Genomic DNA, 20,384 nt, shown 5'->3' with positions numbered 1-20,384 from the left:
CAGTTTGCTTTCCAGACGAAGGCTGTCTGGGTTGGAAAATAACAGTAACCGTTTAATTAGAATCGGTGTTGCATAACTGATCAAATTTAGATACATTTTTCAAAAAGCAAATGTTTTTTTTAAGAAAGAGGATAAATGAATTGGAAGTGGAAAATACAAAAATGATGACAGGATGTTTTAATCCTGCGACGGGAGAAAAACTTGGTGAGTCCAATCTAAACACGATCGAAGAAGTCAAATATGCGATCCATCGGGCTAAATCGATCCAACCGATTTGGAGTAAAAGGTCAATTCGTGAACGAGTAAACTCGCTTCGTCCTATCCGTCAGTTTCTGAGTGGTCACGCTGACGAAATTGCTGAGACTATTTCTCGCGATAACGGCAAGACCAGAATCGACGCTTTGACGACTGAAGTCTTACCCGCGATGATGGCGTTTTCTTATTATTCAAAACACGCCCGGGAATTTCTCAAAGATCAACACTTAAAAGCGAGTTCGATTTTGTTTGCCAACAAACGAAGTTATATCCGGCGCGAATCGTTTGGAGTCATTGGAATCATCTCGCCATGGAATTACCCGTTTGCCATTCCGTTTTCTGAAATTGTCATGGCTTTATTAGCCGGTAATGCTGTCGTTCTCAAAATAGCGAGCGAGACGCAAATGGTCGGTCGCTTGCTTGAAAAATGTTTTCAGTCTGCAGAATTGCCAAAAGGTCTGTTTGCATATCTGAATCTACCTGGGAAAATCGCCGGTGATGCCTTTTTAGAAAATGGTATTGACAAACTCTTTTTTACCGGTTCTGTTTCAACTGGGAAATATCTGATGAAAAAAGCCTCCGAAACACTGACGTCAGTCGTTCTTGAACTCGGTGGCAACGATGCAATGATTGTTTGTGAAGATGCGGACATCGACCGTGCCGTCGGCGGTGCGTTATGGGCGGGATTGTCGAATGCCGGACAGTCCTGTGGAGGCGTCGAACGGATTTACATCCACGAAAAAATCTACCAGCCGTTTATGAAATTACTCAAGGAAAAAGTCGAGGCGATCCGGATCGGCTACGATGCGGATTTCGAGGTGGAAATCGGCGCGATGACCACGCAAAAGCAGATGAACACTGTAAAACTTCATATTCAAGATGCTCTTGCCAAAGGTGCAATGATCTTTGCACAATCCAAAATCAGCGAAAATCCAAATTTCCGCCACCTGTTGCCTGCGACTGTTTTAACCAACGTCAATCATGAGATGCTTGTCATGCAGGAAGAAACGTTCGGCCCCGTTATCGGCGTCATGAAAGTTAAAGACGATAAAGAGGCGATTCGGTTGGCCAATGATTCGCATCTTGGGCTCACCGGTTCGGTCTGGTCAAAAAATCGAGGACATGCGAAAAAAATTGCCTCCCAGATTTATGCCGGAGTTGTGGCAATTAACGACCATTTGATGAGTCACGGTTTGGCAGAAACACCGTGGGGTGGATTTAAAGAATCCGGAATCGGGAGAACTCATGGGCGCCTTGGTTTTGATGAGATGACGCGACCGCAGGTCATCATTAATGACATCCTACCATTCGCAAAACGGCAAATGTGGTGGTATCCATACAATGCAAATATTTATTCCAGTCTGAGTAGTCTTGCTCAAATGCTGGCATCGAAATCGTTTTTAAAACGCATTAAAGGATTCTTTTCACTGATGAAAATCTTGCCGCGATTTTTTACGAAGTGGTGAAAAACGGTTCAAACTACCCTGTGAAAATTTTACTTTTTGGCGAGAACCAAGTTCATTGCGGGGATGAATGGATTGAGCAACTAAAAACCAATGATTTTTCTCAGATCGCGTCTATCCAGCATAAACCGAAATCGCCGGATGCAAAAAAACCGACATTGTTGTGAAATTCTCCAAATCCGTTCACTACGGGAACTATGATTTCACTTCATTTATTCCGGCGTGAGAATGTCTCGATGAAAATCTACAACATCAAGGGCGAATGTTTGCGAGAACTGATTAACAAACCAATGGATGAAGGAACTTACCATATTTTATGGGATGGAAGGAACGATTAGAGTCAATCGGTTTGCTCCGGCGCTCACTGGATTTTTTTGACTTCACTGTCAGGCTTGAACATGATCGTGACTGTTTTGGTGATAAAATAGTTCCGGTTAGATGTTTCATAATTCCTGAAAATTACTGATATTTGTGTGGTTTCTATGCGCCTGTAGCGCACGTTCCGTGGTAAGCGAGATGTATGCAACTCTTTTTGAAAGAAAAAACATGAAGACCGCCATCCTATTTATTGCGAGCCAATCCGATCCGAATGGGCTGGATTTACTCCAATCCGTCATTGAAAAAACGCTAAATAATACGTCTCCACAGACACGCGTCGTCATCGTTTCGGAAGGGAATGCTGACCTACTCCCAAGTTTTCCAGAATCTTCCAAACGCCGAATTGATCGCGCACACGGCGTTTTTCGGAATGCGTCATACGCGGTTCTTAATGCAAAAAATCAAGGCTTACTGAATGTGGATTTGCTATTTTATCCGACTCCGGGTGACGATATCGATATCACGTCGCAGACGATTGATGCGTTCATTCGCGCTTACGAAGTCACTGGCGCCGGTTTTATCATCAGTAATCATTATGAGCTAATTGGCGACACCGGTAACGAACGTGTTCTTCAGGAACTCAAGCCGGGTTCTGATCCGTCGAATATCATCATTCCTTCCCGCGCAACGAACTCGAACTTCTTCTGTCATGGTTCGCTGATTGCTTTGGCGAATCGGTTCATCAACGACCGGGTTTTTGACGAAGAAGTGTTTTGGGGAACCAATTATGCTATCCGGATGGGCGTTTTGGCGCAGGATGGGAAAATCTACACGATTACGAGTCCAACGTACACATTTCGGCGAGGTAAGCCATTCTATCCGGGCGAAGGACTTCAAGAGCAATTTTCGCAGAAAGGCGACAAGAAACTCGAAAAGCACTTCTCGTACATTCACGATCCGGCTCGGTTCGAGTGGGGACCGCTCAGTTTCCAAAAATATCTAAAAGATATCGGAGCTTTCTTACCGGATTCCTATTTCACAAAAAAAGTACCGGTCGATCCGACGCTTGGCAAAGGAATTTCCTTTGTAATGCCGACTTATAATCGCGCCGGTCTTCTGCGTTATGCGATTGAGTCGATTATCGAAGTTCGGAAGAAGGTGGATGCGTTTATTCCAATAGAATTGATTGTTGTCGATAACGGGACTGACGATACACCGAATATCGTTGCTTCATACGTTCAACAATATCCAGATCTTGTTAAGTTCTACAAGGTCTTCGGAAAGACGCTCGGCGGTGCGAGAAACTTCGGAATTCAGCGCGCTTGGAACTACATTATTGGGCAATTAGACTCTGATGATGTCCTGACAGGCGATCCGGTTACAGAAATCATCAAACAATTCAATAGAAGCGGCGCGGCGGCAATTATCGGCATTTATCAGACAGCATGGCGGAATCCGGAAAATGGCGAGTTGGTTTTGGACCATCAAGTCGTCACACACGACGAATATTTATGCGGTCAGAGCAATCCGCTTTTACAGATGTGTATTCCGGGACCGGGCGCTCCACGTTATTATCGCAAAGAAGCCGTGCTGGCGTCCGGCGGTTATCCAGATTTGCTGTATGGTGAGGACGCCGCATTGTCCGATCAGATGCTTAAACAGGGATTCCTGATTGAACGAAATATGGCTGAGGCTAATTATATCGCCGTCCGGCATGGTGCCAATACCGATAGCGAACAAGTCGGCGCAGATGTTCTGGCAAGAAAAAATTACTCGAAATATTCATTCAAAATTTCGATTTTGGAAGAATTGAAGCACCTTGTTTTGAGCAATAGATATTACCATAAATACAATAACAAAGTAGGTTTTTAACATCGACCGACCGAATGCCAAAGATGGACCCGATCAGGGAAATGTTAAACCGTGTTTAAAAATATTTTTGTATGATTGATAGAGAACGTCGCCTCTCCGACGCCGAGTTGGCAGGCTACCAAACCGAAACAGAAGCCATTCAAAGCCCGATGAATGATAATCGGCGGGTTCGGGCGCTGATTCGTCAGCAATCCGATCCAAAAGCCGGATATCCGCGGTTGCTTCGCAACCTGGAAACCTATCGGAATATTTCATTTTCTCAGATCGAAATCAATACGGTTCCCGTGCAGTTGATGTGTAATCAAACGCGTCTTCAAAGCCTGACGTCGGAAACTTTTGAAAAAATGGCGAGCCGAAAATCACAAACTTGTTTTTTATGCCATCTTGACGTTGGTCAGCGCGGCGTCTCGATCCTCGACGATCAATTTCTCGTTTTGACTAATCCGGGAATTACATTCCCAGGTGATTTGACGATTGCAACGAAGATTCATCAACCGCAGATGATTATCGGGCATTTTTACGAGATGATTGAACTTGCGCGGTTGCTAACCGATTTCTCCATCTTTTTTAACGGCGCGCTTGCCGGCGCATCGAGTCCGCATCTGCATTTTCAGGCGGGATTCAAGAATATGCTGATCGGCGAAACGCAGATTCAATCTCTTCTTAATGGGGAAAAAGTCGGTGAAGCGCGATTGAAATCCATCATTCAGCAACCCGAAATCAACGTGTTTTTCATCGAGAATTACCTTCGGACATCTTATGTAATTACATCGGTAAGTGAGCAGTTGCTTGAAACATTTTTCAACCATTTTATCGAAGCATTCACGATAGTCAGTAGACAAATTGTTGGAAATTCAAATGTTCCCGATTTCGGCAGTTACATCGATTCGCTGGAAATGACGGAATCCGAGCCGCGAATGAATCTCATGCTGAAATTCGACCCGGAAACTGGAAAATATTTGTTGGCGATTTTTCCCAAACGCTTCAATCGTCCTTCGTGCTATTTTAGGAACGACGATCAAAAATTGGTTCTTGGAATGGCAATCAAGGAATCGCTGGGAAACGTCATTACCGGCAATCATAAAGATTTTAACCGTCTAATCCAGCATCCCGAACTGATTGCCGAAGCATATCGAGATACATCCACTACAGACGAAATGGCGTGCGATCTATACGACCGGCTGAAAACTTTTCCCGGCGTATCGCATGACTAAGAAATTTTCAGTAGTAGTCTGGGCGCTATTAGAACGTGGATTTAGCCGCTCCGACGTCGAAAAAATCCTTGGCAGAAATTAGGATGCGCATATATCGGTAGGTTTGCGGAGGATGAAAAAGATGAACGATCAAGCAACAATACATTTTGGGACCGATGGCTGGCGTGCAATCATTGCGGACGGATTCACATTTTCGAATGTTCGGGCGGTCGCGCAGGCATTTTGCGATTATCTCGTTTCGGTTGGGTCGGCTCAGAAAGGAATTGCAATCGGTTTCGATACGCGGTTTTTATCCGCGGAATTTGCCGAGACCGTCGCTGATGTAGTTGCCAGTAATCAAATTCCTGCTTTCCTTAGCCGACGATTCTGTCCGACGCCGGTGCTGTCATTTGCGGTGAAAAATCGGAATCTGGCGGCAGGGATCATGGTAACGGCGAGCCACAATCCGTATCAATACAATGGTCTGAAATTCAAAGGTTCGTACGGCGGTCCGGCGACCGTCGAAATGACGACCGCTGTCGAAGGATTTCTATTCCGCAATAAACCCCAACATGATCAAAAAAAGATCGGCGAGTTCCTTCATAAAGTCGATTTCTTACCGGAATACTCGGAGCAATTATCAAAAGTCGTGAACTTTGAGTCTATTTTGACGCTTCAAAAACCAATCGTTTATAATGCGATGCATGGCGCGGGTTGTGGATATTTGCCGTTATTTCTTCGAGATATGAAGCGATTCGTTAGTCAGGTCAACGCAAAACCTGATCCGATGTTCGGCGGGAAATTGCCGGAGCCAATTTTGTCCAATTTACCGGATTTACGAAAAATAGTGATTCGGAAAAAAGCCTCAATCGGATTGGCGACGGATGGCGACGCCGACCGGTTTGGCGTTCTGAATGAAAACGGAAATTATGTCGAACTTCATGATTTGATGCCGCTCCTTTTTGAATATTTGCTTGAAACAAGAAATTGGACAGGCGATGTTGTTCGGACAACTTCGATGGCTAACACAATTGATAAAGTCGCCGCCGAACATGGGAGACAGGTTATTGAAGCGCCGGTTGGTTTTAAGAATGTCAGTGAAGTTATGCGCGAACGCGATATTTTGATTGGCGGCGAAGAGAGCGGCGGTTTCGGTTACAAAAATCACATTCCGGAACGCGATGGAATCCTCTCGTGCTTGCTGACGCTGGAGATGTTGAGCGTCCGAAAGGCGCCGATTAGCGAAATGGTTGCCGATCTGCGGAAGCGGTTTGGCGCGTTTCATTACGGACGGGTCGATCAACATCATCCAACGTCGGAATTATTAAAAAATATGGAAAAACTGAGTGTGAATTCTCCAGAAAGAATCGGTCAATTCGCAGTTGACCGGATTTCACTTGCAGATGGGATCAAATTTTATTTTACCGATGGCTCATGGATGCTGATGCGCGTCTCGCAAACAGAACCGCTCGGACGGATTTATGTTGCATCTAATGCAGAGGAAAAAGTTCACACATTACTGAAGGAAGGCGTTCGTCTGCTGACGCAATGAGTCATCGAAAATGCAATTAAGAATATTGGACAGGAAGGAAAAATATTGAATCGCTACGGACATTTTTCAGAAGATAAATTAGAATTTATTATTACCCGACCGGATACGCCGGCTCCGTGGGTAAATTATATTTCAAACGGCAAATATAGCGGACTCATTTCGCACACTGGCGGCGGCTACAGTTTTTGGGGAAGTCCGAAAGATAACCGCATTTTACGCTGGCGCTACAATTCCTTGCCAATGGACAGACCGGGACGATATGTCATTTTGCGAGATGCTGAAACCGGCGAATACTGGTCGCCGACATGGCAACCAACGATGACGCAACTGGATTCATACGAATGCCGTCACGGACTTTATTACACGAAAATTACATCCCAGTATAAAAATGTCCGCGCCGAAATCTTGTACTTCGTCCCAACCGACGATCTGGAAATCTGGCGTGTAAAGGTGAAAAACGAATCATCTCAGCCGAAATCGTTTGATATTTTTGCTTACGACGAATTGTGTTTGGGGCATGCGCTGGTTGATCTGATTAACCAGCCAAACGATCAGCATTTTAACGAAGTCAAATTCGATCGCGAAGATCAAATTTTGTTGGCTACCAAGCGCTATTGGGTAAAGTACAAAGGCGCGACCGTTGCTCAGGCGAATGAAGCGTGGGACAAGTATGTTTTCTTCAGTGCCGACATTCCCATCAAAGGTTGGGACGGCAGTAAAGACGTTTTTATCGGGAAATGGCGTTCCGAATCCAATCCGATCGCCGTGGAAAGTGGGAAGTGTTTTAACACAGAAATTACCGCCGGAGACGCCGAAGCCGCGATCCAAATGGAAATCTTGCTTTCGCCCGGCGAGGAGAAGACTTTTACAATCATGCTTGGCGTCGTTCCGAAGGAAAATTACCAATCGAACGCACTCGAACTCGTCAACAAATACCGCCAAAAAGAGAAGGTCGAATCCGAGTTCCAAAAACTTCGCGAAAAATGGACGGATTATCTGTCGTCAGTAAAAATCGACACGCCAGACGACGATATGAACACAATGATCAACGTTTGGAATCAGTATCAGACATCTGTAACATTTCTTTTTTCACGCGATGCTTCTTACTATCACGGTGGAATGTTGTTTGGACGCGGCTATCGCGATTCGTGTCAGGACATCATGGGGCCGGTGATGACGCGTTCGGAATGGGTCAAGGAACGGATTACCGAAATGTCGAAGTTTCAGTTTCGCGATGGAAGCACGTTTCATCTCTATTATCCGTTGACCGGCGGCGGAGAAAAAACCGGTCACTCCGACACGCCGCTCTGGTTGCCATTGGCGATTATTGTCTATCTCAAAGAAACCGGCGATGAGGATTTTCTCAGAACTGCGACGCCATTTTATGACGAAGGAAAGGCGCAGATTTTGACGCACTTGTTTGCCGCGATCGATTATACGCTGTCAAATCTTACGGATCGGTATTTGGCGAAATTTGGTCCCGGTGATTGGAACGACACGCTCGATTATCTGGGCAGAAAGGGCAAAGGCGAGAGCGTTTGGGTGACGATGTTTCTCGCTTACATCCTCAAAGAAACCGTCGCGCTGTGTAACCATATTAGCATGGTAGAAATCGCAAAACATTATCAATCGGAATATGAAAAAGTTAGCGAAGCGATCAACACGCATTGTTGGGACGGCGAGTGGTACATTCGCGGTACCAATGACGAAGGTGAGGTCATCGGCTCTTCGAAAAATGACGAAGGTAAAATCTTTTTAAATACTCAGAGTTGGGCAGTCATCAGCGGTGTTGCGCGGGGAGAACGCGCATTGAAATGTATGGATTCCGTTGTTAAATATCTTGACACGCCAAAAGGGCCGAAAATGCTCGATCCGGCTTACACAAAAATCGATCTAAGAATCGGTTTGGCGACACGTTGCGTTCCGGGAAAAAAGGAGAACGGCGCCGTCTTCAATCATCCGGTCAGTTGGTCAATTTTAGCCGAATGTCTGATGGGTCGCGGCGACCGTGCGTTTGATATTTATAAAAAAGCGCTTCCGATGAATCCCATCGTTGATATCGACCGCTATCAGGTAGAACCTTACGTTTACGCCGAATATGTCACCAGTCCAGATCATCCGATGTTTGGTCAGGCGAGTCATTCGTGGCTAACCGGTTCATCGACTTGGATGTTACGCGACGCGATCGATTACATTCTCGGCGTCCGACCGACTTTTGACGGACTCATTATCGATCCATGCGTCCCCAGGAACTGGGAATCCTATCAGGTAATACGCAGATTCCGTGGCGTGAATTACCACATCGCGGTAAAAAATCCGCTACATCTAAATTCGGGCGTGCGATTGATCGAAATCGAGGGCAAAACGGTCATCGGAAATCACCTATCACTGAATGAACAAACGGTTCAGAATGCAATCTTGGGGAAAACGGAAGTTCATATCGATGTTCGAATCGGTTAGTTAGAGGAGCGAAGTCAAATGAATGTCAAATCAACGCTTGCTCAGATTAAAAGTGGATTAATTGTTTCTGCTCAGGCTGACGACGATGAACCTCTGGGAAAACCAGAAATTCTTGCCGCGTTGGCAAAAGCGGCGGAACTCGGCGGGGCGTGCGCTGTCCGAGCCTGTTATCCGAAAAATATCGTCGCTATCCGGAACACGGTTCATCTGCCGGTCATCGGTATTTATAAAAAAAAGTATGCAGATTCTGAAGTTTTCATTGGAGCGACACTTGCCGACAACTTAGAAATAGCCGAGACCGGCTGTGAAATTGTGGCGTTCGATGCAACTCAACGAAGTCGTCCAAACGACGAAAAGTTGGAAAACATCATCCGAGCTTTGAAAGAAAAAACAGACGTTTTGTTGATGGCGGATATCTCTACTTTTAACGAAGGTGAGCGCGCCTGCGATTTGGGTTTCGATCTCATCAGTACGACGCTATCCGGTTACACTTCCTATACGAAAACGGAAAATGAATACAAACCGGACTTCATGCTGTTGCAAAAACTCGTCGATAAAATCGGTGATCAAATTCCGGTCATTGCCGAAGGACGAATTTGGAATCCCGAAGATGCGCGCAAACTTTTAGAATTAGGTGCTTACGCGGTTGTTGTCGGCTCGGCGATCACTCGCCCAACGCTAATCACGAGACGGTTTTTACAAGAAATTCAGAGGAGTAACTAACGTCGGGAAAAATCCGGCAACTTCGCTGGTTTTTCGTAAAATGTTTTCAATAGCGCGTTTGCCAATTGATCGTCGTTTTTCCGTAATCCTTCATAAAAGAAAAATACTTCGCCGTTATAGCCGGATTTTCGATTTTGAGCAACCGCTTTTAGAAAATATTCCTCTGGGATGACATATTCGCCAACATTTATGAGAATTCCCGGGAAAATGATATTTCGGCGAGAGTCAAGTTCTGCCGGTACCATTTCACGGAGTGTCGTTTTATACTCCGGATAAGAGTAACGGTAAACCTGCGGAATGACAAGATCGGCGCAATTTGTTCGAATCCATGAAGGCCAATCCTGTAAATATTCATTATAAGACCACGGATAAACGCTTGGCGCCCATGAGACCAGAATGTCAGGTTTGAGATTTCGGACAGAATCAGTAAGGTTTTTACAAAAAGTTGTGAGTTTCTCAACCCTCCATTTTTGCCAATTCTTGTCGCGAAAATTAGTCGATGGCAACTTCCCGGCGTGTTCCGTGGCGTACAATTTCTGGGTAAAATCCGAGTAGCCGCCCTCAATGGGATTCGCGGGAAGCCGATCGTCGCCCTGAATTCCGTCAATGTCGTAATTTTTCACGACTTCCGTAACGAGCGAAATGATGAATTCCTGCACTTCGGGATGATAAGGATTCATCCATTCAAAACCATTCTTCGTCAGGAGTTTTCCATGATTATCGCGCTCCGCCCAGTCTGGTTTTCTTTCAAGGATCAGTCCGCCATTTTTCTGATAGGAAGAGGCAAAACCGTATTCGAACCACGGAATGACGGCGATTCCCCGGCTGTGTGCTTCGGAAATGACCTCCATTAGCGGATCGCGCCCGACATATTGCGGATTGATTCTGACATTAAAAAGACAGTCCATGATTTCGCTGGGATAAAGTGTCTGCGCATCGTTCCAGACGACGGGGAAAACGACGTTGAAATGGTGATCGGCGAGAAATTGCATTGCTGAGGCGATGTTTTCCCGGCTGTCCAAAACCTGACTATCAACATTGGTCAGCCAAACGCCGCGAAGTTCGGATAGATTTTCCTGAGATGAGGCGAAATTGAACAAGAGTGCAAGAATTAAAGATGAACGGAGAAATCTTTGCATTTTTATTAAACCGGAATAGCGTTAAACGGATCGAATTGCGCGTCAAGCCAAACGGCGAAAGCGCGTCGCGTCAGCCATTTTTCAGATGGCGGAGTGAAAAATTCAGGAATCTGCCAGTCCATTTTTCCCGCAAAAGCGACGAACTGATTTTTGGTAATGAAATTGCCTGGCGATATCTTTAGAATCGGTTCCGGCGGGAAGTCGATCATGAGTCTGACAGCATCAATGAACTCTCTTCCCGTGACTTTTTCGTCCGGGTTGAATCGAAGTTCGTTCACCCAGTCGTGATGAATCGATTCGCCTTTGAGAATTCCGGTCGCACCGATTCGTTGAATTGCCTGAAGCGCCGGATCGTCGGGTTTGACGTCCGAAAACGGCATCAGGTAAGCGTGCGCGTCCAGTAAAACCTGCTGGAGTTTCCGAATGGCGAGATCGCGAGGCTGAACGTTTTCGCGAACGCACAGAGCCGCCGCGGCGCCCGCCGCCTGTCCAATCAACATGACGCACGGTTGAAGACGCGTGCATCCATTGACATAATGCGTGACAGAAATGCTCTTTTCAGCGACAAGCAAACCGTCAACCGTTGAAGGAATCAGACAGCCGAATGGAACCGTGAATGAAGAAATCTGAGGGTAAGTTTCATTTACCGGTTTCGGACATTTGTGATGATGATGGTCAAGCGGATAATCGCCGACGGCAATTCCTCTTTTGTATAATTCGCCTTGGGGTGATTGATAGATGTTTTCAATGTCTTCCAATTTCAGCCGCGTTATTCCGATAATCCGCCGGCTCTCGCGATTGTACGGAATCAGTGCCAGCCGGTCAGCGGTCGGAAATTCATCATCGGCAAGTCCGAGATGCTTGTAACCGAGTTCAGTTTGAATGAAATAGACAAAACCCATCGTAAAATCTTTCGCCGGTTGAAGCGCTGAGAGCCGCTCACTCGGATTCACTTCAATGGCGTTCAGGTAGAAATCATTGCCGTGGAGCGGCCAGTTGATCATGTATTTTCCGTTCGGCAATTTGCCATATTCGAGCATTTTTTCCGGAGTTGGAAGATTTTGGTCAGTTTGATCGTCGGAAATTTTACACGAGCCGCGAAAAACAGTTGGATTATAATTCGGCGGTTTTGGAATTGACCGGTCGTCTCCGATCCCATAGTCTTTCAAAATCGCGACGTAAGTGATGTCCTGAATCATGTCGTCTGCCGATTCGGGTGCGAAGCGTTCGCCGGTTTCGGCGCGCGCTTCTCGTCCAACGCGATACTCACAACCAGCCAGAGCAAGCACGTCTCCGTATTCAGTTGCTTCAATACTAATTTGACTCAATACGCGAAGGCTTTTGCCTCGATTATCAATAAATTCTGCGCCGATGACATGATTGGATTTTTTCAAAATGGAAACGATCCGATAACCTTTCAAAACGGTGAGCGTCGGTTCAGCATCACACATTTCCTGAAAAATCTGCTGTCCAACGTGTGGTTCGAAAAGTGTGTTGCTGACCCAACCGGTTTCAACGGCAGATGCTGAGCCATAGTGATTGTAAATTTTCTGCTGGAATTCGCCCCAAAGTCCGGAAGGAAGCCGGTGATTTCCGTCGGTGGCGCTGACGCCTGCGGCGGTCAACATCCCGCCTAACCACGCTGTTTCTTCAACTAATATGACTTCGACGCCAAGACGAGCGGCTTGGATTGCCGTACAGACGCCGCTTGCTCCGCCGCCGATCACCAATACTTTCGTTTCCAGAATTTTCATATCATTTCCAAATCGCAACTATTCACGCATTCACATTCAAAACCGGTGATAAACTAAGACACTTTTATCCAAATAATCAACGACTGATTTAGATTTTCAACTTGGAAACCGAATGGGCGTTGGTTATATTTTTCCGAACCTTGAAGACTATGAAACTGAAAATATGAAGATGTTGATGTTATGGAAATAATCCAAATTACGCTGTTTATCGGCCTGTTTTTAATTATTTCACTCGCTATGTTCTTTCGGAAAATTCCCGCCCTGATCGCTCTGCCGGTCATGGCGTTTTTAATACCATTGATCGGCGGCGTTTCGCTCCAAGATACGATTCAATTAGTTATCGGACAGGGAACGCTCCGGTTGCACACGGCTTATACAGTCGCATTCTTCGGAAGCATGTTGAGTATTTTTTTACAAAAGACGAAAGTCGCCGAAAATTTTATCAAGATCGGCGCGGAACTCGCCGGCGATAATCCATGGAGCATCGCCGTTCTCATGCTGTCGCTCATTGCTTTGCTCTTTACAACACTCGGCGGTCTGGGCGCAATCATTATGGTCGCGACGATCGTTTTGCCAATCATGTCGTCCATCGGAATCGGTCAGATGACCGTCATCGGTATTTTCCTGTTCGGACTAAGTATCGGCGGGATTCTCAATGCCGGAAACTGGGCGCTCTATATCAATGTGATGAATTTATCTGTCGATGAAATCAAACCTTTTGCACTGATGATGTTTGGGATGACGTTTGTTGTTGCGCTGATTTATATCACAATCCAGTTGTACCGCGACGGACACGATCTAAGTCTGAAAAAAATTATAATGAAAACCGTAGCAATTATTCTGATCATCGGCGCCGGATTTTTGATATATCATTCAGCCGACGATTTATTTAAACAGGTATTTAAATCCGGTTTAAACTTTGTTGGAAAAGGTTTTAAATGGATAATCGGTGTTGTTTTGAGTACGCTGTTTATCTGGAATATTTTGCGAGCGCTATGGTCAAAATCGGCAGAAGAGCGAAAAATTCATTGGTCGGCATATCTGACGCCGCTCATTCCGTTGTTCCTGATTTTATTGTTCAGGATTGATTTCATAGCGGCGTTCATAACAGGATTGATTTACGGCTATGTAGCGACATATCGAAAAGGAAGCCTGAATCTGTTCATTCGCTCTATTTTTGAAGGTGGAGCCGTCGTAATGCCCGCGATCGTTTTGATGTTTGGGATTGGAATGTTGCTGAACGCTATCATCGGACCCAGTGGAAGTTGGGCAGTGGAACACCCGGAAGGCTGGCCGGTTTTGAATTTATTGCAACCGGTTATGCAGTCGGTCATTCCGCATTCTCCGTGGGCTTACGTTATGATTTTCGGATTAGCTGCGCCGTTGGCATTGTATCGAGGGCCGTTGAATGTTTGGGGTATGGGCTATGGACTCGCGGCGATTTTACTCGCCAGCGGAATGAATGCTGGTGCAATCATGGGAATGTTAATGGCGGTTGGACAGGTTCAGGGCATCAGTGACCCGACGAATACGCACAACGTCTGGCTGGCGAATGAGATGCAGCAGGACGTTCAAAAAGTGCTATGGAATACGATTCCTTATACATGGGCGGTCGCGATATTAGGTTTAATCGTCGCGGCGGTATGGTTTATGTAAATGGGTTGAGTAGGTAGAAATAGGTTGAATAGGTTGATTAGAGTGAAAAGAGTGAACTGAGTGGACAGGACAGACGAAATGCAAAATTATAAATTCGCTCGCGTTTGAGATTGGATATGGCAAACATCAATTATTCCTTTGCCACACTGGATGCCTGGAAATTTGCGCGGGAATTGAGGAAAGATTTTTCTGAATTTGCTAAATCATTACCGGCGAGTGAAAAGCATCAATTGATTGACCAAATTACCCGCGCTTCAAGATCGGTTACTGCAAATATTGCCGAAGGCCAGGGCAGATACCACTTTCAGGAAAACATCCGGTTTTGCAGGCAAGCGCGAGGCTCGCTTTTTGAATTGATCGATCACCTGACGGTCGCGGTTGATGAAAACTATATCAATCAGGAAAAATTCGATGAGTTTGTTGGAAAAGTCCTTTTTGTCGTTAAGGTTCTCAATGGATATATTAAGTTTTTAAAAGACCAAAAACTGAACGATAAAATCTCCGAACCCGATGGACCTTATCTTACTCAAAACCATAATCAATCCACCAAAGCGGACAAGCCTAATCAACTCAATCAACCCAATCAACCCAATCAACATAATCTACCTAATCAACCAATCCCATGAGACGTAAAATAAAAATCGGCATCGACGTCGGCGGCACATTTACGCATGCCGTCGCGCTAAATATTACTGACTACTCAATCGTTGGAAAGGTTTGTGTTCCAACGACGCATACGGCTAAAGAAGGCGTCGCCAAAGGCGTCGTCGATTCTTTGCAGATGTTGTTGGAGAAGACAAGAATCCAGCCGGAAGAAATTATTCTGATTGCGCATTCGACGACTCAGGCAACAAACGCTTTGCTCGAAGGTGATGTCGCGACGGTCGGCGTTATCGGAATGGGCGTCGGACTTGAAGGTAAAATCTCGCAAAAAGACAGCAACCCGAAGAACATTTCGCTGGCGCCAGGGAAATTTCTCCATACAAACTATATCTATTTCGATCTAAGAACTCCGCTGACCGAAAAGCAGGTTCAAACCGCTATTGAAGGTTTGGTGCATGACGGCGCACAGGTCATTGTTGCTTCGGAAGCGTTCGGCGTCGATCATCCCGAAAGTGAGGAATTTGTCGCTAATATCGCCAATAAAATGGGCTACCTTTCAACCGCCGCGAGTCATATTTCCAAACTTTACGGGTTGAGAATCCGAACACGAACCGCCGTCATCAATGCGAGCATGATGCCGAAAATGCTTGAAACCGCGAACATGACCGAAGAATCCGTCCGGAAATCCGGGATCGACGCGCCGCTGATGATCATGCGCTCGGACGGCGGGATTATGGACATCAGCGAGATGCGCAAACGACCGATTCTGACGATGCTTTCGGGACCGGCGGCTGGCGTGGCGGCGGCGCTGATGTACGTCAAGATCAGCGATGGAATTTTCATCGAAGTCGGCGGAACATCGACGGACATTTCCGTCATCCGAAACGGCAAACCGCAGGTGAAAAGCGCTCAGATCGGCGGCAATCGACTTTTTCTGCGTACGCTGGATGTTCGGACGCTGGGTATCGCCGGCGGATCGATGCCGAGAATTCAGGACAATCATGTGATCGATGTCGGCCCCAGAAGCGCGCACATCGCCCGGCTTCCGTATGTCGCATTTTCGGATGAGATGGATTTTTCAGATGTCGAATTGGAGAAAATCCGACCGCTGGAAACCGATCCGGACGATTACGCTGTTGTCCGGAAAAAAGATTGTCGGCGGTTTGCTTTGACACTGACAGAAGCCGCCAACTTTCTCGGTTATGTGAAAGCCATCGGACACGGCGCCGCGAATCTTCCGGCGATTCGTTCCTGCTTTAGCGCCCTCGCGAAATCGATGAACAGGAGCGAATCGAAGATCGCCCGGGAAATCCTGACCGTTTCTGCCGAGAAAATACAGCCGACGATCCGACAATTGATCCGCGAATACAAACTCGACGCATCACTGGTAAAATTTGTCGGCGGCGGTGGCGGCGCATCGGCGCTGGTTCCGTTTTCCGCCGAACTCATGTGCTTCGATCATCAAATCGCCGAGAATTGTGAAGTCGTTTCGGCAATCGGCGCCGCGCTGGGAATCATCCGCGACACCGTCGAACGAAGCATCATCGACCCGACGGAATCCGATCTTTTAGCAATTCGTCAGGAAGCAATGAATTCCGTTCAATCGATGGGTGCGATTCCTGAAAGCATCGAAGTCAGCATCGAGGTCGATACGCGAAACAAACGTGTGTTTGCCATCGCCACCGGTTCCAGCGAATTGCGAACCCGCGATCTTGACATCAGGGAATTGTCAGAGGAAGAATTGTTGAAGATTGGCGCGACGTCGCTGAAAGTCACTGTTAATTTGGTAAAGATCGCCGCAAAGACATCCTTTTTATCGATCATTACAGCGACTTTCAAACGCTCCCGGCTCTTTGGAATCGTTAAAGAAACCATTCAAAAAGCCCGAGTTGTCAACCGCGAAGGTGTTATCAAATTACAGGTCAACGATTGTCTTGTAGTTCAGACGGAATCTAATCAAGTGAAATCGCGGATCACCGAAGTTGTCGCCGAACTAACGACTTACGGCGATGCCGGAGCGCTTTTGCCGGACATTTTTGTGTTGATCTCCGCAAAGATCATCGACCTGACCGGTCTGGTTCAGATCGAGCAGATATTTGCCATTCTCGATATCGAATTGAAAAAATTCCCGGCTGGCGAACCGGTTGCATTGATAGCGGCAGGAAAAAAGTGAGGATAGTTGAATAGGTTGATTTGGGCTTGTCCGCCACCGGTGGATTGAATAGGTTAATTAGGTCGATTAGAGTTGTTCGCATTGGTGGATAATGTGGGGATAAGGTTGGGTTAAAGTTGAGAAACCATTATTGCTATCTTTATGGTTATAAAAGCACCTCTGGGGTTAGTTGGGAGGACGGAAAATGATTGAACTGACAACGAAACGGGCAACGGGATTGGACGCTTTGCGCGGCTTTGCAATTCTGACGATGGTGCTGTCGGGAATGATTCCGTGGGGCGTTTTACCGTCGTGGATGTATCACGCGCAAGTGCCTCCGCCGAATCATGTATTCAATCCGAATCTTCCCGGGATTACATGGGTGGATCTGGTCTTTCCGTTTTTCCTGTTTGCGCTGGGCGCGGCGATCCCGCTGGCATTATCGAAACGCCGGGAATCCGGCGAATCGACGCTGAAAATCATTGGATATGTCGTCGAACGAACATTTCTACTCGGATTCTTTGCGATCCTTCATCGCCACTTCAGCCCGTATGTGATCAGTCAGGATCAGACCGCAACGACGTGGTTGTTGGCGCTTGCGGGATTTCTCGTGATGTTCGCTATCTATGTCCGAACGCCGAAGAATTGGAATAAAAAACTCGGTTATGGTGTCAAGATCGCCGGCTGGATTGGCGCGGTTTTGATGCTTGCATTGCTGAAATATCCCGACGGAACCGGTTTATCGCTCTATCGAAATAATATCATTCTGGTCGTTCTGACAAATGTGTTTTTCTTCGGATCTATCATCTGGCTATTGACTTCGAGAAACATCCTGCTGAGGTTGGCAATTCTCGGCGTCTTTTTCGGACTACGATTGTCGCACGAATTCGGCGGCTGGATCGGCTGGGTCTGGAATTTCTCGCCGATTCCGTGGATGTACAAAATGGATTACCTCAAATATCTGTTCATCGTCTTGCCCGGAACGATCGTCGGTGATATGATCGTCGATTGGATGAAAAGGCCCGCCGATGAAAAATTCAGTTGGTCGCCGAATCGCGTTCACGCTATATCCGACCTGATGATGCTGTTCGTCATCATTTTACTTGTCGGATTGAAAGCGCGTTGGCTCTGGCAAACCAGTTTGGTCACGTTCGTTCTTCTGATCACTGTGGCGTTTCTCTTCCGAAAACCTATCAACGAGACCGAACTTTTACTGAAGCGGTTGTTCGTCTGGGGCGCAATCTGGATCGTCTTAGGATTGGTCTTTGAACCATTCGAAGGCGGGATCAAGAAAGACCATTCGACGATGAGTTATTATTTCCTGACGACCGGGCTTGCGATTTTCATGCTCATTTCGTTTATGATCATTATCGATGTCATGAAGCGCGGGAGTTTTCTGCGGCTCCTGATCGATAACGGTCAGAATCCGATGATCGCTTACAGCGGAATGGGCGGACTCGTCATGCCGGCTCTTTGCTTGACTTCATTGCATCCGTTCATCCTGAGAATTACCGCGTCGCCGTGGATCGGTTTCTGTCGCGGACTCGTTTATACGATTCTGTTGGCGCTGATCGTTAGTTTCTTTACGAAGAAGAAGATTTTCTGGAGAACGTAATTCTCAATCGGTAAAATGGTTCTTCTAAAATAAATTTTAACTGATGGTTTTCGTGATTATCGCGATAACCTGTTCTGGAAAAGAATTCCCGAAACGATCAAAGCAAGTCCGATGACCGACGTCGATTGGATAATTTCGCCGACAAGGAAATGAATGAATATGAGCGAGATGAACGGCGAAAGGAAAATATAATTCGAGATTTTCGCGGTGGTTTCCGAAAGGTTCAGCGCTTTCAGCCAGAGAATAAAAGTGAAACCCATCTCGAAGGCGCCGATCCACGCAGTTCCTGCCAGTGTTTTCCAGCCGGGGAAAGTGATTTGTGAGAAACAGAGAGCCGCGCCAAGTGAATAGATCGTTCCAAATGAAAAATTCAACAATAACCGCAGAGTTTTGTCGCAACTGTCTTTCATGTTTATCAGCCAGTAACTTGCCCAGATGACGGAACTGCCGACGGCGAGATAAACACCGGTCGCGTTCGGCGACTGAATCCCGGAGAATCTCCCGCCTGTCGATAAAATGACGACGCCAAAAAAACTGAGGCAGATCGGGACGATGCTCTTCCAACTTAGCGGCTGTTTAAGGAATGGAACCGAAAACAGAACTAGCACGATCGGCCATGTGTAATTCAGCGGTTGAGCGATCTGTGCCGGGAGAAGGGCGTAGGCTTTAAATAAAACGAGGTAGTAGATCGTTGGATTCAGCAACCCCAGCACAGCCGAACGGGTGAAATCATCTCTTATTAATCGTCGCAGATTGGTTAATTTCTTCTGACAGATTGCAACTGCAAACAGAATAATCGTAGAAAACAGCGACGCGAAGAAGAGCAGTTGATAAACGTCCAAATATTTCAGTGAGAATTTGAATGCCGTAGCGACGGTTGACCAGAAGAGAACGACGAGCGATGTGTAGAAATACGAGCGCCGCTGGTTCTTTTCTTTCTCCGAATAAACGCCATTCTTCATAGGCGGCAATTTAATGCGTCAGAGAATAATAATGAGTGGAAAAATAGATGCAAACGGGAAGATAGTTCAACTACGAATAAACACGAAACCAAACCAAAGGCGGGGAATGAATACACGAAAGGGGAGAAGACAAATTAAGGTTAAGGTTAAGATTGAGATCAAGAGTTGACACAGAGCGCTGTCCGGCCCGGCATCCATGAAATATCTGAATATTTGTTTGCCTCGCTCATAACACCGTCAGTTCGCCTTTGGCGAATATGGATTTCACAGATTCCTTTTATCAGTCATATTTTCGATAATCAGGGAAATCAGCGTAATCTGGTTAATCAGTGATTCAGACATTTTTCCCGCTGCGCCAGATTCTGACACAGAGCGCCGCCTACCACGGCACACTATGAATTTTATCTAAACTGGACACCGTAGAACTTCCAAGTATCTCCGTTGAACTTTCAAATATCTCGCGACATGTTTCAGATATATCCGTTGATATTTCAGATATATCGGGAGATATATGAAGCATCTCCCGACATATTCCGAAGATAGAAAGAGATCGGTAAAATATCAATTCAGACTGCCGAAGTCGGGAGACTGTAATAGACTGTAAGATAAAGTGTGTAACCCTTGGTAGAAGATATTAAAATAGGAAAAGACAGGAGGTGTTACACAT

General features: G+C 46.3%; 13 protein-coding genes. 10 read left to right on the top strand and 3 right to left on the bottom strand.

Annotated features, from left to right (window positions below; translation table 11 throughout):
- Nucleotides 1-110 precede the first annotated feature (110 nt).
- The 6 genes from COT43_02135 to COT43_02110 all read left to right on the top strand — a co-directional run bounded on the left by COT43_02135 (nt 111) and on the right by COT43_02110 (nt 9,836).
- A complete protein-coding gene (locus COT43_02135) occupies nt 111-1,721 on the top strand; it encodes a succinate-semialdehyde dehydrogenase (protein ID PIS30276.1) in 1,611 nt (536 codons plus the stop codon).
- A 513-nt stretch (nt 1,722-2,234) separates the two neighbouring features.
- Nucleotides 2,235-3,908 (top strand): hypothetical protein, encoded by a 1,674-nt coding sequence (locus tag COT43_02130; protein PIS30275.1) that lies wholly within the window; start codon nt 2,235-2,237, stop codon nt 3,906-3,908.
- Between the two features lie 71 nt (nt 3,909-3,979).
- Nucleotides 3,980-5,122, top strand: a complete 1,143-nt coding sequence (locus COT43_02125) for a hypothetical protein (protein ID PIS30274.1) — start codon at nt 3,980-3,982, stop codon at nt 5,120-5,122.
- A 112-nt stretch (nt 5,123-5,234) separates the two neighbouring features.
- The gene (locus COT43_02120) at nt 5,235-6,653 is read left to right on the top strand and encodes a phosphoglucosamine mutase (GenBank protein ID PIS30273.1); all 1,419 of its coding nucleotides are present in this window, start codon (nt 5,235-5,237) and stop codon (nt 6,651-6,653) included.
- A gap of 45 nt (nt 6,654-6,698) precedes the next feature.
- Nucleotides 6,699-9,113 carry a glycosyl transferase family 36 gene (locus COT43_02115; protein ID PIS30272.1) on the top strand — a complete coding sequence of 805 codons (2,415 nt, stop codon included), beginning with the start codon at nt 6,699-6,701 and terminating at the stop codon, nt 9,111-9,113.
- Between the two features lie 18 nt (nt 9,114-9,131).
- Nucleotides 9,132-9,836: an N-acetylmannosamine-6-phosphate 2-epimerase gene (locus tag COT43_02110; GenBank protein ID PIS30271.1), complete on the top strand. Its 705-nt coding sequence runs from the start codon at nt 9,132-9,134 to the stop codon at nt 9,834-9,836.
- On the opposite strand, the gene COT43_02105 is transcribed toward COT43_02110, so the two are convergent.
- The gene (locus tag COT43_02105; GenBank protein ID PIS30270.1) at nt 9,833-10,975 is read right to left on the bottom strand and encodes a hypothetical protein; all 1,143 of its coding nucleotides are present in this window, start codon (nt 10,973-10,975) and stop codon (nt 9,833-9,835) included. The genes COT43_02110 and COT43_02105 overlap by 4 nt on opposite strands.
- 5 nt (nt 10,976-10,980) lie before the next feature.
- On the bottom strand, nt 10,981-12,729 hold the full coding sequence (locus COT43_02100; protein PIS30269.1) for an FAD-dependent oxidoreductase: 1,749 nt from the start codon (nt 12,727-12,729) through the stop codon (nt 10,981-10,983).
- A gap of 180 nt (nt 12,730-12,909) precedes the next feature.
- Between COT43_02100 and COT43_02095 the strand changes: the two genes are divergently transcribed.
- From COT43_02095 to COT43_02080, 4 genes are all read left to right on the top strand, one after another.
- A complete protein-coding gene (locus tag COT43_02095) occupies nt 12,910-14,385 on the top strand; it encodes a citrate transporter (GenBank protein ID PIS30268.1) in 1,476 nt (491 codons plus the stop codon).
- A 116-nt stretch (nt 14,386-14,501) separates the two neighbouring features.
- A complete protein-coding gene (locus tag COT43_02090) occupies nt 14,502-15,011 on the top strand; it encodes a four helix bundle protein (GenBank protein PIS30267.1) in 510 nt (169 codons plus the stop codon).
- On the top strand, nt 15,008-17,161 hold the full coding sequence (locus COT43_02085) for a hydantoinase (protein ID PIS30266.1): 2,154 nt from the start codon (nt 15,008-15,010) through the stop codon (nt 17,159-17,161). Before COT43_02090 ends, COT43_02085 begins: the two co-directional genes overlap by 4 nt.
- 184 nt (nt 17,162-17,345) lie before the next feature.
- On the top strand, nt 17,346-18,755 hold the full coding sequence (locus tag COT43_02080) for a DUF5009 domain-containing protein (GenBank protein ID PIS30265.1): 1,410 nt from the start codon (nt 17,346-17,348) through the stop codon (nt 18,753-18,755).
- A 56-nt stretch (nt 18,756-18,811) separates the two neighbouring features.
- Here COT43_02080 and COT43_02075 read toward each other — a convergent pair whose 3' ends face one another.
- Nucleotides 18,812-19,717, bottom strand: a complete 906-nt coding sequence (locus tag COT43_02075) for an EamA family transporter (protein ID PIS30264.1) — start codon at nt 19,715-19,717, stop codon at nt 18,812-18,814.
- Nucleotides 19,718-20,384: the final 667 nt, after the last annotated feature.

The sequence above is a fragment of the Candidatus Marinimicrobia bacterium CG08_land_8_20_14_0_20_45_22 genome, assembly GCA_002774355.1.
In the GTDB taxonomy this organism is placed as follows: Bacteria; Fidelibacterota; UBA2242; order UBA2242; family UBA2242; genus 0-14-0-20-45-22.
This window is presented reverse-complemented; position numbering and strand designations above follow the sequence as displayed.

Excerpts from the sequence above, each read along its gene's own strand:
- COT43_02135 (PIS30276.1), top strand. The coding sequence starts at position 111 with ATGTTTTTTTTAAGAAAGAGGATAAATGAATTGGAAGTGGAAAATACA.
- COT43_02130 (PIS30275.1), top strand. The coding sequence starts at position 2,235 with ATGTATGCAACTCTTTTTGAAAGAAAAAACATGAAGACCGCCATCCTA.
- COT43_02125 (PIS30274.1), top strand. The coding sequence starts at position 3,980 with ATGATTGATAGAGAACGTCGCCTCTCCGACGCCGAGTTGGCAGGCTAC.
- COT43_02120 (PIS30273.1), top strand. The coding sequence starts at position 5,235 with ATGAAAAAGATGAACGATCAAGCAACAATACATTTTGGGACCGATGGC.
- COT43_02110 (PIS30271.1), top strand. The coding sequence starts at position 9,132 with ATGAATGTCAAATCAACGCTTGCTCAGATTAAAAGTGGATTAATTGTT.
- COT43_02105 (PIS30270.1), bottom strand. The coding sequence starts at position 10,975 with ATGCAAAGATTTCTCCGTTCATCTTTAATTCTTGCACTCTTGTTCAAT.
- COT43_02100 (PIS30269.1), bottom strand. The coding sequence starts at position 12,729 with ATGAAAATTCTGGAAACGAAAGTATTGGTGATCGGCGGCGGAGCAAGC.
- COT43_02095 (PIS30268.1), top strand. The coding sequence starts at position 12,910 with ATGGAAATAATCCAAATTACGCTGTTTATCGGCCTGTTTTTAATTATT.
- COT43_02090 (PIS30267.1), top strand. The coding sequence starts at position 14,502 with ATGGCAAACATCAATTATTCCTTTGCCACACTGGATGCCTGGAAATTT.
- COT43_02085 (PIS30266.1), top strand. The coding sequence starts at position 15,008 with ATGAGACGTAAAATAAAAATCGGCATCGACGTCGGCGGCACATTTACG.
- COT43_02080 (PIS30265.1), top strand. The coding sequence starts at position 17,346 with ATGATTGAACTGACAACGAAACGGGCAACGGGATTGGACGCTTTGCGC.
- COT43_02075 (PIS30264.1), bottom strand. The coding sequence starts at position 19,717 with ATGAAGAATGGCGTTTATTCGGAGAAAGAAAAGAACCAGCGGCGCTCG.